Annotated in this window: 16 protein-coding genes; 6 read left to right on the forward strand and 10 right to left on the reverse strand. The window is 74.1% G+C overall.

Annotated elements, in window-relative coordinates; all coding sequences use genetic code 11:
- Position 1: 1 nt before the first annotated feature.
- Both BM339_RS41660 and BM339_RS41665 read right to left on the reverse strand, forming a co-directional pair.
- Positions 2–412, reverse strand: coding sequence for a thiol-disulfide oxidoreductase DCC family protein (locus BM339_RS41660; RefSeq protein WP_021593363.1), 411 nt, complete (start codon positions 410–412; stop codon positions 2–4).
- The gene (locus BM339_RS41665) at positions 409–1,035 is read right to left on the reverse strand and encodes an HIT family protein (RefSeq protein ID WP_021593362.1); all 627 of its coding nucleotides are present in this window, start codon (positions 1,033–1,035) and stop codon (positions 409–411) included. Before BM339_RS41665 ends, BM339_RS41660 begins: the two co-directional genes overlap by 4 nt.
- Before the next feature lie 199 nt (positions 1,036–1,234).
- On the opposite strand from BM339_RS41665, the gene BM339_RS41670 reads away from it, so the two are divergent.
- Positions 1,235–1,879, forward strand: coding sequence for an Asp23/Gls24 family envelope stress response protein (locus BM339_RS41670; protein ID WP_024935473.1), 645 nt, complete (start codon positions 1,235–1,237; stop codon positions 1,877–1,879).
- Positions 1,880–1,909: 30 nt separating this feature from the next.
- On the opposite strand, the gene BM339_RS41675 is transcribed toward BM339_RS41670, so the two are convergent.
- The 5 genes from BM339_RS41675 to BM339_RS41695 all read right to left on the reverse strand — a co-directional run bounded on the left by BM339_RS41675 (position 1,910) and on the right by BM339_RS41695 (position 7,604).
- The gene (locus BM339_RS41675) at positions 1,910–2,512 is read right to left on the reverse strand and encodes a hypothetical protein (RefSeq protein WP_075024422.1); all 603 of its coding nucleotides are present in this window, start codon (positions 2,510–2,512) and stop codon (positions 1,910–1,912) included.
- A gap of 107 nt (positions 2,513–2,619) precedes the next feature.
- On the reverse strand, positions 2,620–4,605 hold the full coding sequence (thrS, locus tag BM339_RS41680) for a threonine--tRNA ligase (RefSeq protein ID WP_075024423.1): 1,986 nt from the start codon (positions 4,603–4,605) through the stop codon (positions 2,620–2,622).
- A 291-nt stretch (positions 4,606–4,896) separates the two neighbouring features.
- Positions 4,897–6,372: a sugar porter family MFS transporter gene (locus BM339_RS41685; protein WP_021593358.1), complete on the reverse strand. Its 1,476-nt coding sequence runs from the start codon at positions 6,370–6,372 to the stop codon at positions 4,897–4,899.
- Between the two features lie 52 nt (positions 6,373–6,424).
- Positions 6,425–7,057 (reverse strand): class I SAM-dependent methyltransferase, encoded by a 633-nt coding sequence (locus BM339_RS41690; protein WP_021593357.1) that lies wholly within the window; start codon positions 7,055–7,057, stop codon positions 6,425–6,427.
- A 61-nt stretch (positions 7,058–7,118) separates the two neighbouring features.
- Positions 7,119–7,604: a cysteine dioxygenase gene (locus BM339_RS41695; protein ID WP_021593356.1), complete on the reverse strand. Its 486-nt coding sequence runs from the start codon at positions 7,602–7,604 to the stop codon at positions 7,119–7,121.
- A 262-nt stretch (positions 7,605–7,866) separates the two neighbouring features.
- Between BM339_RS41695 and BM339_RS41700 the strand changes: the two genes are divergently transcribed.
- Positions 7,867–9,120, forward strand: a complete 1,254-nt coding sequence (locus tag BM339_RS41700; protein ID WP_021593355.1) for a sensor histidine kinase — start codon at positions 7,867–7,869, stop codon at positions 9,118–9,120.
- Between the two features lie 73 nt (positions 9,121–9,193).
- Positions 9,194–9,832: a LuxR C-terminal-related transcriptional regulator gene (locus BM339_RS41705; protein ID WP_235206437.1), complete on the forward strand. Its 639-nt coding sequence runs from the start codon at positions 9,194–9,196 to the stop codon at positions 9,830–9,832.
- Between the two features lie 9 nt (positions 9,833–9,841).
- On the opposite strand, the gene BM339_RS41710 is transcribed toward BM339_RS41705, so the two are convergent.
- Both BM339_RS41710 and BM339_RS41715 read right to left on the reverse strand, forming a co-directional pair.
- The gene (locus BM339_RS41710) at positions 9,842–10,795 is read right to left on the reverse strand and encodes a quinone oxidoreductase family protein (protein WP_075024424.1); all 954 of its coding nucleotides are present in this window, start codon (positions 10,793–10,795) and stop codon (positions 9,842–9,844) included.
- A gap of 28 nt (positions 10,796–10,823) precedes the next feature.
- Complete coding sequence (locus BM339_RS41715) at positions 10,824–11,570, reverse strand: SDR family oxidoreductase (protein WP_021593352.1); 747 nt, start codon at positions 11,568–11,570, stop codon at positions 10,824–10,826.
- Between the two features lie 46 nt (positions 11,571–11,616).
- Here BM339_RS41715 and BM339_RS41720 point away from each other — a divergent pair, with 46 nt between their 5' ends.
- Both BM339_RS41720 and BM339_RS41725 read left to right on the forward strand, forming a co-directional pair.
- Positions 11,617–12,840, forward strand: a complete 1,224-nt coding sequence (locus BM339_RS41720) for an acyl-CoA dehydrogenase family protein (RefSeq protein ID WP_024935475.1) — start codon at positions 11,617–11,619, stop codon at positions 12,838–12,840.
- Positions 12,837–13,508, forward strand: a complete 672-nt coding sequence (locus tag BM339_RS41725) for a TetR/AcrR family transcriptional regulator (protein ID WP_021593350.1) — start codon at positions 12,837–12,839, stop codon at positions 13,506–13,508. The genes BM339_RS41720 and BM339_RS41725 overlap by 4 nt, the downstream gene beginning before the upstream one ends.
- Here BM339_RS41725 and BM339_RS41730 read toward each other — a convergent pair.
- Positions 13,453–14,535: an ROK family transcriptional regulator gene (locus BM339_RS41730; protein ID WP_218163896.1), complete on the reverse strand. Its 1,083-nt coding sequence runs from the start codon at positions 14,533–14,535 to the stop codon at positions 13,453–13,455. The two genes, BM339_RS41725 and BM339_RS41730, sit on opposite strands and share 56 nt — an antisense overlap.
- A gap of 74 nt (positions 14,536–14,609) precedes the next feature.
- On the opposite strand from BM339_RS41730, the gene BM339_RS41735 reads away from it, so the two are divergent.
- Positions 14,610–15,800, forward strand: coding sequence for an MFS transporter (locus BM339_RS41735; RefSeq protein WP_075024426.1), 1,191 nt, complete (start codon positions 14,610–14,612; stop codon positions 15,798–15,800).
- Positions 15,801–15,847 lie beyond the last annotated feature (47 nt).

The raw sequence follows: 15,847 nt of genomic DNA on the forward strand, positions 1-15,847 counted from the left end.
CTCAGTCGCGGGCGCCGGGACGCTGCGCGGCCGGCAGCATGCAGGCCGCCGTCCCGCCCGGCATCCGGTGGCGGTTGGCGGCCACGAGGCGGTACACGCCGTGCGCGAGCCAGCTCACCGGCGCGACGCGCATGACCACCCCGAGCGCCTTCCAGGGGCCGCCGGCCGCGGTCAGCAGCCGCCCGACCGCCTCGGCGCCGCCGCTGACGCGTCCGGCCCGGTCGATCCACAGCACCTCGTACTCGGCCCGCTCCGCCGTGGTGCCGAGCGCGTCCAGGTCGGCGAACTGGAAGGCCACGACGGTGGCCTGAACGGGCACGTGCCGTTCCAGGAACCGGACGGAGGACGTGCAGAAGCCGCAGTCGCCGTCGTACACGAGCACCGGCCGCCCGGGCCGCTCCGGCCCGGTCATGAGGCGGGCCAGGCGTCGGCGAGCATCTGGCGGGTGTCGCGCAGGAGCTGCGGCAGCACCTTGGTGTGCCCGACGACCGGCATGAAGTTGGTGTCCCCGCCCCAGCGCGGGACGACGTGCTGGTGCAGGTGCGCGGCGATCCCCGCCCCGGCGACGAGGCCGAGGTTCATGCCGACGTTGAAGCCCTGCGCGCCGCTCGCCTTGCGCAGCGCCGTCAGGGACCGCTGGGTGAACGCGGCGAGTTCCAGGTACTCCGGCTCCTCCAGGTCGGCGTAGTCGGCGACGTGCCGGTAGGGGACGACCATCAGGTGCCCGGAGTTGTACGGGTAGAGGTTCAGCACCGTGAACACCGACTTGCCGCGGGACACGACGAGGCCCTCCTCGTCGGTCATCTCCGGGATCTCGCAGAACGGGCAGCCGTCGCCCTCGCCCGCGCCCGTCGGCTTGTTCTCGCCCTTGATGTAGGCCATCCGGTGCGGGGTCCAGAGCCGCTGGAAGTTGTCGGGCACGCCCGCGCCGCCCCTCTCCTCCTCGAAGCGGGGTCTGCGCTCGTCCCCGGCGCCGGCCCCGGGCGCGTCCTCGCGCCCCTGGTGCACCACGGACTCCTCCGGCTCTGCGGTCAAGGCGGCGGTCTCCTTTTGTTCACGGCCTGACCAGCAGCATAGAGAGAGACGCCCGCCGGGCTGTAGCCGGGGAGCCCCGAAGGCACCGCCGCGGCGGGCCTGCGCGCGCCGCCTCGGACGCCCGCGTCCGGCGGCCCGGCATGGCGTCCGGCGGGCCGTTCCGACACCATGGTCACCCGACCGAACGCAGGGAGCGATCATGAGCGGGCTCGACAAGCACGGCGCGAACGCGGAGCAGGGACCGGAGGCCGGGCCGAGGCCCGCCTTCTCCGGACCCGGGGCCGGGCGCCAGGCGTCGGTACCGCCCCAGGGGCCACAGCAGGGAACACAGCAGGGAACGCCGCAAGGGACGCCGCTCTCCGCGCCGCCCGCGCAGCAGGCGGCCCCTCCCCCGCGCAGCGTGCTGTCGTCCGGGCCGAACGCGGTGCCGATGACGCTGCACGGCTCGTCCGGCGACCTCACCTCGCCGGTGGAGGGCCGCATCACGATCGGGGACGCGGTGATCGGGAAGATCGCCGCGTTCGCCGCGCTGGAGGTCGAGGGCGTCGCCGCGCTCACCGCCCGGGACGAGACGCCGAGCGCGGGGGTGCGCGTGGTCCAGAACGACGACGAGGTGACGGTCGACGTCGCCATCGCCGTCGACTACGGCGTCGTGATCAAGGACGTGGCGAAGGTCGTGAAGGGCAACGTGGCGCGGGTGGCCGGGATGATGCTGGGGGCGCGGGTCGCCGCCGTCAACGTGTCCGTCGAGGACGTCCGCATGCCGCCCGCCCAGGGAGGCGCCGCGCAGAAGTCCGGGGCCCGCAAGGCGGCCGCGCCGAACACGGCGCCGCCCGCCCGCTGAGCACGCCCGGCCCGCCGCGTCCCCCGGACGTCACGTGCCGGCGCGGGCGTAGCACGTCTGCATGGCGACGCCGACGGAGACCGTGTTGACCTTGACTCGCTCGACCAGCTGCGGCGCGACGCCCCTGAAGTGGAACGCGTGCGGCCCGCCGCTCCGCACGGTGGTCTGCTGGGACTGGGGCTCCCGCCCTCGCAGCGACAGCTCGGCCCGGATCGCGCCGCTTGAGGCGACCGTGACGACGACGTCCACGCCCGTGGCGGTGGCCTTGTAGAACGCCGTCCCCTTCGGGCACCAGCCGATGCCGCCGGAGCCCTGAGTGGGGATCACCGGCCCGCCGCCCTGCCCTCCGGACCCGCCGCCGTCCTGCCCGGGCGGATACGGCCGGCCGCTCCCGTCCTGCTGCGGCACCGGGTTCGTCGGGGTCGCCGGGAGCCCGGAACCGTTCGGCGCCCCGCCCGCCGGCGCGGACGGGCCGGCGGTCCCCTGGGCGCCGGCGGCGCCCTTCCCGCCGTCGTCGGTGAGCGGCATGAGCAGCACGATGACGGCCGCGGCGACCAGCGCCAGCGTCCCGGTGTAGCCGGCGATCCGTGCCCAGAGCGACCGCGCCGTCCGCGCCGGCCTCCTGGACTTCATCTCCGCTGTCTCCCCGGTCCTCACACGTGGTCGATGAGGCTACCAATTCCGTCCCGGTCAGGGTGCCCGGACCGGGCCGTGCCCGCGGGACGGGCACGGCCCCCGGCTCAGATCTGGACGCGCGCCTCGACGGCCTTGACGATCTCGTCCACGGCCTCGGCGATCGGGACCCCGTTCTTCTGCTCGCCGCTGCGGTACCGGAACGACACCGCGTCCTTGGCGACGTCGTCGTCCCCCGCCAGCAGCATGTACGGGACCTTCTGCTTCTGCGCGTTGCGGATCTTCTTCTGCATCCGGTCGGAGGAGGTGTCGACCTCGACGCGGAGACCGTGCTCGCGCAGCTTCGCCGCGACCTTCTCCAGGTGCGGGACGTGGGCGTCGCCGATCGGGATGCCGACCGCCTGGACGGGCGCCAGCCACGGCGGCATCGCGCCCGCGTAGTGCTCCAGCAGCACGCCGAAGAACCGCTCGATCGACCCGAACAGCGCCCGGTGCAGCATCATCGGCCGCTGCCGGGTGCCGTCCGCCGCCTGGTACTCCAGGCCGAACCGCTCGGGCTGGTTCGGGTCGACCTGGATGGTGGACAGCTGCCAGGTCCGGCCGATCGCGTCCTTGGCCTGCACGGAGATCTTCGGGCCGTAGAACGCGGCGCCGCCCGGGTCGGGGACGAGGTCGAGCCCGGTGGACTCGGCGGCCTCCCGCAGCGCGGCGGTGGCCTTCTCCCACATCTCCTCCGAGCCGATGAACTTCTCGGACTCGTCCCGGGTGGACAGCTCCAGGTAGAACTCGTTCAGCCCGTAGTCGCGCAGCAGGCCGAGGACGAAGTCGAGGAGCCGCTTGATCTCCTCGCCCATCTGCTCCTCGGTGCAGTAGATGTGCGCGTCGTCCTGGGTCATGCCGCGGACGCGGGTGAGGCCGTGCACGACCCCCGACTTCTCGAACCGGTACACCGACCCGAACTCGAACAGCCGCAGCGGCAGCTCCCGGTAGGACCGGCCGCGCGCCCGGTAGATCAGGTTGTGCATCGGGCAGTTCATCGGCTTGAGGTAGTAGTCGCCGCCGTCGACCTCCATGGCCGGGAACATGTCGTCCTTGTACCAGCCGAGGTGCCCGGAGGTCTCGAACAAGTGGCCCTTGGAGATGTGGGGGGTGTTGACGAACTCGTACCCCTCCTCCTCGTGCCGGCGGCGCGAGTAGTCCTCCATCACCTTGCGGACGGCTCCGCCCTTCGGGTGGAAGACGGCGAGGCCGCTGCCGATCTCGTTCGGGAAGGAGAACAGGTCGAGCTCGGCGCCGAGCCTGCGGTGGTCGCGCTTCTCGGCCTCCTCCAGGAACCGCAGGTACTCGTCCTGCTTCTCGCGCGACTCCCACGCGGTGCCGTAGATCCGCTGGAGCTGCGGGTTCTTCTCGCTGCCGCGCCAGTAGGCGCCGCCGCTGCGCATCAGCTTAAAGGCGGGGATGACGCGGGTGGACGGCAGGTGCGGGCCGCGGCACAGGTCCTTCCAGCGCAGCTCGCCGGACTTGGCGTCGAGGTTGTCGTAGATGGTCAGCTCGCCGCCGCCCACCTCGACGTCGGCGCCGTCGGCGGCGTCCTCGACCGGCCCGGCCCCCTTCAGCCCGATCAGCTCCAGCTTGTAGGGCTCGGCGGCCAGCTCGGCACGGGCGTCCTCCTCCGAGACGGGACGGCGGGAGAACCGCTGCCCCTGCTTGACGATCTCGCGCATCCGCTTCTCGATGCGCTTGAGGTCGTCGGGGGTGAACGGCTCGGCGACGTCGAAGTCGTAGTAGAAGCCGTTCTCCACCGGCGGGCCGATGCCGAGCCTCGCCTCGGGGAACAGCTCCTGGACGGCCTGCGCCATCACGTGCGCGGCGGAGTGCCGCATGATCGCCCGGCCGTCGTCGGAGCCGATCTCGACGGGCTGGACGGCGTCGCCGTCGGCCAGCTCGCCGGCGAGGTCGCGCAGCTCGCCGTTGACGCGGGCGGCGACCACGGTGCGGCCGTCGGCCTCCAGTGCCTGCCCCGCGGTGGTGCCCGCCGGCACCGCCCGCTCGCTCCCGTCGAGGGTGATGCGCAGCTCAGACACGGTGGACACGGGTACTCCTCGCGATGGTGGGTTGGGATCAGCGGGTTCCGATGCTATCGACTCGGGGTGTCCCCCGGACGCATGCGGCTCCATCGGCCGCTCCTCTCGTCGGGCGGAGGCCTGGCACGTCCCCGGACAGCGGAAGGGCCCCGGGAACGCTCCCGGGGCCCTTCCGCGTGCGATGTCAGGACATGCCGCGTTCGCGCCGGGAGTGACCCGGCGTCGTCGTCTCGAAACACGCGAGCGGCATGCCACCACTGTAGCCGACGGTCACGCGCGCGGCACGGCGGTTCCGCGCGGTCACGCGCGGGCCCTCGGCGCTCTCGGGGCTCTCGGGGCTTCGAGCCGGTCCATGTCCTCCAGCTCGCGCCCCTTGGTCTCGGGGACGGCGCGGAACACGAACACGAACGCCAGGATGGAGAACAGCGTGTAGATGCCGTAGGCCAGGCCGAGCGAGAAGCCGGAGATCCCGGGGAAGGTCGTGGTGACCAGCCAGTTGGCGAGCCACTGCGCGGCCGCGGCGACGGCCAGCGCGGAGGCCCGGATGAAGTTGTTGAACATCTCGCCGAGCATCACCCACACGACCGGGCCCCAGGTCGCGGCGAAGGAGGCGACGAACACGTTGGCCGCGACGAGCGCGACCGGCCCGGCGAGGCCGCCGAGGCGCGGGTCGCCGTCCACCACGGGCGCGGTCGCGAAGCAGGCGGTGAGGACGCCGAGGGAGACCGCCATCCCGGCGGCGCCGGTGAGCAGCAATGGGCGCCGCCCGATCCGGTCGACGAGGGCGATCGCGACCAGCGTGAAGGCGACGTTGACCACCGAGTTGATCACCGAGGTGAGCATCGCGTCGTCCTCGGAGAACCCGACCGCCTGCCACAGCGAGGACGAGTAGTAGAAGATCACGTTGATGCCGACGAACTGCTGGAAGACCGACAGCAGGATGCCGGCCCACACGATCGGCAGCAGGCCGAGCCGGGGCCCGCGCAGGTCGCGCAGGTGCACGGGCCGGTCCGCGGCGATGGACCGCGCGATCTCGCCGATCTTGGTGTCCACGTCGCCGCGGCCCATGACCCGCCGCAGCACCTGCCGCGCGCGGGCCGTCTCGTGCTTCTTGACGAGGTAGCGGGGCGACTCGGGGATGGTGGTGGCGATCACGCCGTACATCACGGCGGGGACGACGCAGCTGGCGAACATCCAGCGCCAGGCGCCGCCGCCCCAGGGGAACGTCCCGGTGGCGCCGCCGTCCGAGACCTGGGCGATGACGTAGTCGACGACGAGCGCGGCGAAGATCCCGAGCACGATCGCCATCTGCTGCAGCGAGCCGAGCCGCCCGCGCAGCTCGGCCGGGGCGATCTCGGCGATGTAGGCGGGGGCGATCACCGACGCGGCGCCGATGGCGAGGCCGCCGACCAGCCGCCAGAAGGTGAGGTCGACCGCGCTGAAGGCCAGCGCCGAGCCGAGCGAGCTGACCACGAACAGCACGGAGGCGATCAGCATCACCCGCACGCGGCCGATCCGGTCGCCGAGCGGCCCGGCGAACCAGGCGCCGGCGGCGCAGCCGAGGAGCGCGGCGGACACGACGAAGCCGACGGCGAAGCCGCCGAGGCCGAACTGCTCCTTGAGCGCGTCGACCGTCCCGTTGATCACGGAGGAGTCGTAGCCGAACAGGAAGCCGCCGAGTGCCGCGGCGCCCGCGAGGAGCACCGCGATGGCCGACGAGTGCGCCGGCCCCTCCGCCCGATCGTCCGCCGCCGTCCCGCTTCCCGGTGCGCTCATGGGGGCGGATCTTCCCGGGAGAGGGAACCTTATGCGGGACGCTTGACCCGGGTCACTCGCGGATGGCGATTCCCAGCACATGCGGTGAGGCCGGGTTGCCCCGGCCCGGCTCGGGGAACTCGAAGCGCCGCTCGGTCCGCACGGTGAAGCCGCCGCGGGCGATCCACTCGCTCGTCGGGCGGGTGAGGTGGCAGCCCGCGGCGAAGAACGGCCAGAGCACGTCGGCGCACCGCTGGAACCGGACCTTCCCCGGCGTGGCCCCCCGCACGTGCTCGTAGTAGCGCAGCTCGCCGCCCGGTCTGAGGGCGCGCCGCAGCTCGGCCAGCGCGCGGGCGGGGTCGCGGACCGAGCAGAGCACGAGCGACGCCACCGCCACGTCGAACGACGCGTCGTCGACGTCGAGGTCCTCGGCGACGCCGGGACGGACCGTCACCGGCACCGGGGCGCGGCCCGCCGCGTGGTCGGCCTTCGCGCGCAGCCGCGGCTCGGGTTCGAGCGCGACGACCTCGGTGACCTCCGGCGGGTAGTGGGCGAAGTTGGCCCCGTATCCGGCGCCCACCTCAAGCACGCGGCCGGACGCCCCGGCGAGCAACTCGGCGCGGTGCGCGTCGCCGCCCGCCCTGGCGCACTGGGCGTCCAGCCGCGGATAGAGCCGGGCGAAGATCGGATGGCTCAGGTCGCTCATCCCCGCAGTGTCCGCCGCCCCGGCGATCACCGCAAGATCGCGGCGCGGCGGCGCGCCGCGGTCACCAGTCGTCGGCGGACTCGTCGGCCAGCCGGACGAGCTCGCCGTCCGGGCCGAGGTCGTAGCGGCGCATGGCGGCCAGGGGCGGCGAGTAGACGTGCACGCTCACGGCGGGCGCGTCGCCGGTGTTGCGCACGTCGTGGACGTAGCCGGGGCCGAACGCGCGGGCCTGCCCGGCGCCGATGTCCTGCCGGGTGCGGACGCGGTCCTCCTCCAGCGTGCCGAGGGCGACGGCGAAGGCGCCCGCGGAGCCGCCGTGGTCGTGGAACCCGGTGGACTGGCCCGGCAGCCAGCTGATCAGCCAGATCTCGTGGTCGGCGTCCAGGTGGACGCGCTCGTACCAGCGCCCGTCCGGGTCGAGGCGGACCCGGCGCACCCACTCGTGCGGGGCGGCGGCGATCTCGCGGGCCCGCTCGGCGAGCCGCGGCGGGGCGAAGCGGCCGTCCCCGGTTCCGGGCACGGCGACATCGGTCGTGGTGACGGTCATCCGGGTCGTTCTCCTCGTGGTGTGGGCCGTTCGTCCTCGCCGGTTTCAGGACGGGCGGCGACACAGCGCGCTGGCCTGGCGGCGCAGGTCGACGTGGAGGCGCTCGTGGCGGAGTCCGGTGATCGTCACGGCGACAAGGATGGTCCAGATTCCCCATAAAGTCAATCGGAAATAACAGGTAGCCGATACCCAGGGGCCGGGCCGGATCTCCCTCCAGGGGGGCAGGTCAGTGCGGCGCCGCGCGTTCTAGGCTCACGACCAAATGAACGAACCAGACCACCACGCATCCGGCGGCAAGGCCCGGCTGGTCGCCGGCGTCCGCGCCGCAGTCGTGCCCGGACGGGACGACCCGGCCGTCATGCTGCTGCCCGGGTCCCTCGCGCTGCGCGTCCCGATCCTGGTCTTCCTGCTGGCGCTGACGGTCGGCTTCACCGGCGGGTCCATCGCGATCCCGATCCAGATGTACGGCGTCGATCCGGGGCTGGCGTGGCCGCTCGGCGTGCTGCAGGCGACGCCGCTGATCTTCGCGGCCCGGTGGCCGCTCGCCGCCTGGCGGATCGCGATGACCGGGCTGGTGCTCACGGTCATCGTCCGGCACGGCGACGGCTTCATGCCGTGGCCGGTGACCGCGATCCTGGCCCTGGTCGTCATCCTGTTCTTCACCGGCGTCGGAGCCGACCGGCAGACCACCGTCGGCGTCGGCACGGTGACGATCGCCGCGGCGCTCCTGCCCGCGGTGCTGCTCGGGATGCCGGGCTGGTTCGGGATGATCCTCGCCGGGATCGCGGCGCTCGCGCTGACGTTCGGCGACGCGGTCGGCGGGCGGCACTCGGCCGTGGAGGAGCTGCGCCGGCGCGAGGAGCAGCACCGCGCCGACCTGGCCCGGCAGGCGGTGCTGGAGGAGCGCGCCCGCATCGCCCGCGAGCTGCACGACGTGGTCGCGCACCACATGTCGGTGATCGCGATGCAGGCGGAGGCCGCCCCCTACAAGATCCCGGACCTGCCGGACGCCGCCCGCCAGACGTTCGGGGTGGTCCGGGACGCGGCCCGCGAGGCGCTCACCGAGACGCGCCGGGTCGTCGGGCTGCTGCGCGCGGACGACGAGGGCGCCGAGCGCGCCCCCCAGCCCGGCCTCGACCGGCTGGACGACCTGGTCGCCGCGGCCCGCCGCTCCGGGCTGTCGGTCGCGACCGTCGTCGTGGGGATGCCGCGCCCGCTGAACGCCGGCGTCGACCTGTCGGCGTACCGGATCGTCCAGGAGTCGCTGAGCAACGCCTCCCGTTACGCGCCGGGCTCGCGGGTGCACGTCGAGGTGAAGTACGGCACCGGCTCACTCGTGGTGTCGGTCACCGACGACGGCGCCCGCGGCGAGCCGGAGCAGTCGCAGGGCGGCGGCCACGGGCTGGTCGGCATGCGCGAGCGCGTGACGATGCTCGGCGGGAGCCTGGACGCCGGGCCGCTGGACGACGGCTGGGCGGTCGCCGCCGAACTGCCCTATGGGGATCCGGACCGATGATCGCCGGGACCTTCACCGGGACCCGTAAGGTTGGTTCGTGACGATTCGGGTGCTGATCGCCGACGACCAGGTGATGATCCGCGACGGGCTCGCGGCGCTGCTGTCCTCCGATCCCGGGATCGAGGTGATCGGGCAGGCGGGCAACGGCCGCGAGGCGGTGGAGATGGCCCGCCGGCTCGACCCGGACGTGGTCGTGATGGACATCCGGATGCCGGAGATGGACGGCCTCGCCGCGACCGCCGAGCTGGCGGGCGACCTCGACCCCGACGCCGACCCCGCGGCGGCGCGGCCGAAGGTGCTCGTCCTCACGACGTTCGACCTGGACGAGTACGTCTACGAGGCGCTCGGCGCGGGGGCGAGCGGGTTCCTGCTCAAGGACGCGTCGGCCGCCGACCTGGTGACCGGCGTCCGGGTGGTGGCGGCCGGGGACGCGCTGCTCGCCCCGTCCATCACCCGGCGGCTGATCGGCGACTTCGCCCGCCGCCGCCGGCACCAGCGACCGAGCCCGAAGGCCACCGCCGGCCTGACGCCGCGCGAGCTGGACGTGCTGCGGCTCATCGCCCGCGGCCTGTCCAACGCCGAGATCGCCGCCGAGCTGGTGCTGGCCGAGCAGACGGTCAAGACGCACGTGGGGCACGTGCTGACCAAGCTCATGCTGCGCGACCGCACCCAGGCCGTCGTCTACGCCTACGAGAACGGCCTGGTCGGCTAGGGGCCGGCCTCAGCGCGAGGGATCGAGGACGAGCTTGCCGGTGGTGCGGCGGGCGCGCAGGTCCTCGTGGGCCCGCCGGACCTCGGTGAGCCCGTACTCGCCGCCGCCGATCACGCGCAGGCGGCCCTCCGTCGCGAGACCGAACAGCTCGCCCAGGGCCTGGCCCATCACGTCGCCGGGCAGCCGGAACACGTGCGCCAGCCACATGCCCGAGATCGTGGTGGAGTGCGCCATCAGCGCGGCGGGCCGGACGGGTGCCGGCTCCTTGCGCGAGGCCATGCCGTAGAAGGCGAGGCGGCCGAACGGGGCGAGGGCGCGCAGGCTCTGGTCGGTGACCGTGCCGCCGGTCATCTCCAGCACGGTGTCGACGCGCCTGCCCTCGTTGGCCTCGATGAGCGCGTCCTTGAGGTCGGGCTCGTTGGCGTCGATCGCGACGTCGGCGCCGAGGTCGAGGGCGAGGGCGCGTTTCTCCTCCGACGACGCGGTGGCGATGACGCGGCCGGCGCCCCAGGCCTTGGCGAGCTGGACGGCGAGCGTCCCGACCCCGCCCGCGGCGGCGTGCACGACGACGGACTCGCCCGGCGCCAGGTGCACGCTGCGGCGCAGCAGCAGCCATGCCGACGCGCCCTGGACGATCATGCCGAGCGCGGTGACGTCGTCGATGGCGTCCGGGACGTCCCAGGCCAGCGCCTCGGGCGCGACGGCCTTCTCGGCGTAGCCGCCGGTGCCGACGAGCGCGACGACGCGGCGGCCCCCGGCGGTGCCGACGACCTCGCCGCCCGGCACCATCGGCAGCGTGGACGCCGACAGGTAGCTGTTCTCGGCCTGGTGGGTGTCGGCGTAGTTGATCCCGGCCCGCGCGACGTCGATGAGCAGATGGCCCGGCCCGGCGACCGGGTCGGGCAGCTCGGTGACGTTCAGGACCTCGGGCCCGCCGAACTCGGTGATCTGGATGGCGCGCATGACTCTCCTTCGAAGGCCTGGAGCCCGCTCAGCGCGGGCCGGGGACGCCGCGGAACGCGAACGGCTCGGACGGGCGTCCGGGTACGACGTACCAGGCCTCGCCGGTCCCGTCGGCGTTCAGGATGCGCATGAACGCCTCGACGACGTCGCCCACGTCCAGGATCGGGAAGCCGGTCTCCTCAAGCTGCCCCTTCATCGGGGTGAGGATGTCGGTGTCGGCGAAAGAGGGGCAGAGCGCGTTCACGCGGACGCCCTCCTCGGCGAACGTCGGGCCGAGGGCGCGGACGAGGCCGACGACGGCGGCCTTGTTCGCGCCGTAGACGGGGTCGAACGGCGTCGCCGTCAGCGCGGCCATGCTGGCGGTGGCGACGATGTCGCCGCCGCCGCGGGCGCGCAGGGCCGGCAGCGCGGCGTGCGCGCCGAACACGACGCCGTCGAGGTTGATGCCCATGGCCCGCCGGTACGCGGCGAGGTCGAAGTCGTCCCCCACGCCGCCGCTCCCGGCGACCCCGGCGTTGAGGAACGCCACGTCCAGGCCACCGAACCGCTCGACGGCGGTCGCCACGGCGGCCTCGCTCGCGGCGGGCTCGCGGACGTCGCAGCGGACGAACGCCCCGTCCAGCTCCTTCGCCAGCGCGTCCCCGGCCTCCGCGTCGACGTCGGCGAGGACCACGCGGGCGCCCTCGCCGGCGAGCCGGCGCGCCACCGCGGCGCCGATGCCGTTGGATCCACCCGTGATCAGCGCGACCTTGCCGGTGCCGTCGAAGGCTGGCATGGGGACTCCTTCCCGAAGTAACTGACTCGTCAGTTACTCTAGCGGAATGGACTTCGGTTTGAGCGAGCGGGCCGGGGAGTACCTCGGCCGCCTCCAGGAATTCATGGACACCCACGTCTACCCGGCCGAGCCGGTCTACGCCGCCCAGCGGGCGGAACTGCGCGCGGCCGGACGCGAGCACCACGTCCCGCAGGTCGTCGAGGACCTCAAGGTGGAGGCCCGCAAGCGCGGCCTCTGGAACCTCTTCCTGCCCGACAGCGAGGACCCCGCGCACGGGCTCAGCGTCACCGACTACGCCTCGCTCGCCGAGGTGACGGGACGCTCCCCCAGCCTCGCGCCCGAGGCCGTGAACTGCGCGGCGCCCGACACGGGCAACATGGAGGTCCTGCACCTGTTCGGGACGCCCGAGCAGAAGGAGAGGTGGCTCACGCCGCTGCTGAACGGCGAGATCCGCAGCGCGTTCGCGATGACCGAGCCGGACGTGGCGAGCTCGGACGCCACCAACATCTCCACCCGCATCGAGCGGGACGGCGACCACTACGTGATCAACGGCCGCAAGTGGTGGATCAGCGGCTCCGCCGACCCGCGCTGCAAGATCATGATCGTGATGGGCAAGACGGACCCGGAGGGGCACCCCTACCGGCAGCAGTCGATGGTGCTGGTCCCGCTGGACACGCCCGGGGTGGAGGTCGTCCGCCCGCTGCCGGTGTTCGGCTACCAGGACCAGCACGGCCACTGCGAGATCACCTTCACCGACGTCCGCGTCCCGGTGGAGAACCTCGTCGGCGAGGAGGGCGGCGGCTTCGCGATCGCGCAGGCCCGCCTCGGCCCCGGCCGCATCCACCACTGCATGCGCGCGATCGGGATGGCCGAGCGGGCGCTGGAGCTGATGTGCGAGCGCGCGGTGTCGCGCGTGGCGTTCGGCGGCCCGCTCGCCAAGCAGGGCGTGGTGCGCGAGCAGATCGCCGAGTCGCGGATGGCGATCGAGCAGGCCCGGCTGCTCACGCTGAAGACCGCCTGGATGATCGACAGGCACGGCGTCCAGGCGGCGAGGTCGGAGGTGGCGGCCATCAAGGTGATCGCCCCGCGCGTCGCGCTGGAGGTCGTCGACCGTGCGATCCAGGTGCACGGCGGCGCCGGCGTCAGCGACGACACGCCGCTGGCCGGCATGTGGGCGGGCCTGCGCACGCTGCGCCTCGCGGACGGGCCGGACGAGGTCCACGTCCGGTCCGTGGCCCGCGCCGAGCTGGGCAAGTACCTCGGCACATGACCGGTGAAGCGGGGGAGGTCGCGCCGGACCCGGGCGTGCGGCGGCGGATGCCGCACGCCCGGCGGCGCGAGCAGCTGCTCCAGGTGGCGCTGGAGGAGTTCGGCAGGCGCGGCTACCACCTCACCCAGATGGAGCACGTGGCGGCCGCCGCGCGGGTGTCGAAGGCGCTGCTGTACCAGCACTTCGCCTCGAAGGAGGAGCTGTTCGCCGAGGTCACCGAGGCGATCGTCGCCGAGCTGACCGGCCGGCTGAACGAGGCCGTGCTGGCGGCGCACGGCTCGGCCGACGGCATCCGGGCGATGATCCGGGTGCTGTTCGACTACGCCACCGAGGAGCCGGACGCGTGGGCGCTCGTGGTCCGGCACCTGGACAAGCCCGAGGTGGGGCTGGAGCTGCGGGAGCTGCGCGACCGGCTCGGCACGGCGTTCGCCGACCTCCTGCTGCGCCGCCGCCGCGCCGACCCGGCCCTCTCGCCCGCCGCGCTCGAGGTGAACGAGCGGCGGGCGCGGCTCCTCGTCCCGCTGATGTACGGGTCGATGCTGTCGATGGTGTCGTGGTGGCTGGAGCACCCGGACACCCCGCGCGAGCGCGCCGAGCAGATGGCCGTGGAGTTCATCTGGCTCGGTCTGGACCGGCTCCGCGCGGGCGAGCGGCTGCCGAGGGAGTAGGGCGCCGCCGGCCGAACACCTCGTCGCGGACGAGGTCGAGAGCGGTCAGCACGGCGCCGCGCAGCACCGCGTCGCCCTCGACGCGGCCGGCGCGCACCTCGGTGGCGGCCGGGCTGAGGACGCCGAGCCGGCCGGCGACCAGCCCGGCCAGCCGGTCGCCGCCGGCCCGTCCCTGCGCGCCGGCGAGCACGACGAGCCCCGGGTCCACGACGGCGACGAGCACGAACACGGCCTTGGCGATGCGGGCGGCGATCTCCCCGTCGTCCAGGGTCGCGACCGCCCGCGTGTCGAGCAGGTCGCAGAAGTCCGCGTCGCCGAACTTCAGCAGCCCCACCTCGCCGGCGCCGCCGGACGCGCCGCGCCGGAGCCGCCCGTCCAGGACGAGGGCACCGCCGACGCCGTCGTCCAGCCACAGCATCGCGAAATCGTCCCGGCCCGCCGCCGCGCCCTCCCGGTGCTCGGCGACGGCGCCCAGGTTCACCTCGTTCTCCATGACCACCGGCGCGCCGAGCCGGTCCTGGAGCACCGCGCCGAGGTCGGGCCGCCAGCCCGGGACGCCGCTGTCGGTGGCGAGGCCGGTGCGCGGGTCGATCAGGCCGGGGGCGCCGAGGACGACCGTGTGCGGGACGCGGGCGCCGGCCGCCTCGGCGACCGCCTCGGCGACGAGCGCGGCGAGGTCCGGTGCGGCGGGCAGCGGACGGGACGCCGCCCCCGCCGGGTCGCCCGCGATGTCGGCGACGCCCACGTGCACGGCGTCGCGGCGCAGGTTCACCCCGGCGACGTGGGCGCGGTCGGCGACCAGCCCGTAGAGCCGGGCGTTCGGGCCCCGCCGGTCGGCGCCGGTCTCCCCCGCGACCTCGATCAGGCCGCCGGCGCGCAGCCGCTCGATCAGATCGGACACCGTCGGCCGCGACAGCCCGGTCAGCGTCCGCAGCTGCGGGGCGGTCAGCGGGCCGCGCTCCAGCAGCAGGTCAAGCGCGAGCCGGTCGTTGATCGCGCGGGCCATCGTGGGGTCGGCGGTCTGCACGGCCCCATGGTAGTAGGCAGGGAGCCTGCCTGATCCCCTTTTCATCAGGAAGCCTGCCTGTTAGTTTCTGCGCCATGACCTCTCGGCCTTCGCGTGAGCATCGCGCCATCGCGATCGTGTTCGTCCTGCACGGCGCCGTCGCGGGCACCCTGGCGACCCGCATCCCGTGGATCCAGGACCGGCTCGACCTGTCCCCCACCATTCTCGGCTTCGCCTTGCTCTGCCCCTCCATCGGCGCCTTCGGCGCGATGCCGACCGCGAGCCGGCTCGCGCACCGGATCGGCGAGCGCCGGGCCACCCGCCTGCTGATCGCGGCGTGGTGCGCGGCCGTGGCGCTCCCCGCCCTCGCCCCGGCGCCGGCCTTCCTGTTCGCCGCGATGCTGCTGTTCGGCGCCGCGGCCGGGATGTCCGACGTGGTCATGAACGGGCACGCGGTGTCGGTGGAGCGGCATCTGCGGCGGCCGATCATGTCCGGCCTGCACGGCCTGTGGTGCGTCGGCAGCCTCGGGGCCGGCGGGGCCGGCGTCCTCGCCGCGCACGCCGGCGTGGACGCGCGGCTGCACCTCGGGCTCGTCGCGGCCGTGCTGGTGGCCGCGGGCGCCGTGGCGGGACGGGGTCTGCTGCGCGTCCGGCCGTCCGCCTCCGCTCCGGCCCCGCGCCGGTTCGCACTGCCCACGAGGGCCGTCCTCGCCATCGGCGTCGTCGGCTTCTGCGCGACGTTCGCCGAGGGCGCGAGCGCGGACTGGGCGGCCGTCTACCTGACCGAGGTGGCGGGCGCGGGGCCGGGATCGGCCGCCGCGAGCTACACGATCTTCATGTCGTGCATGGCGGCCACCCGCCTGGCCGGCGACCGGCTGGTGCGGCGGTTCGGGCCGGTGCGGACCGTCCGGTACGGGGGCGTGGTGGCGGTGCTGGGCGGCGTGCTCGTCGTGGCGTCCCGCGCGCCGTGGCCCGCCATCGCGGGCTTCGCGCTGCTCGGCATCGGGGTGGCGACGACGCTGCCGCTGGTGTTCGCGGCGGCGGGCGACGCCGGCGCGACGCCCGGGGAGGGCGTGGCGGAGGTCGCGACGATCACCTACCTGTCGGGGCTCACCGCGCCCGCCGTGACCGGCTGGACGGCCGGCGCGCTGTCCTATCCGGCCGCGTTCGCGCTGATCACGTGCGTGGCCGGGGTGATGTCGGTGACCGCCGGCGCGCTCGCCCCGCGCGGCGGCGACCCGAAGGCCCCGGCGCCGGAGCCGTCCGGCGACGTCGTGCGCCGGTGACCGGGGCGCCCGGCCCGCGAGCACGCGAAAGGCCGGGGACGGCGAGC

This window comes from Actinomadura madurae, from assembly GCF_900115095.1.
GTDB classification, from domain to species: Bacteria; Actinomycetota; Actinomycetes; order Streptosporangiales; family Streptosporangiaceae; genus Spirillospora; species Spirillospora madurae.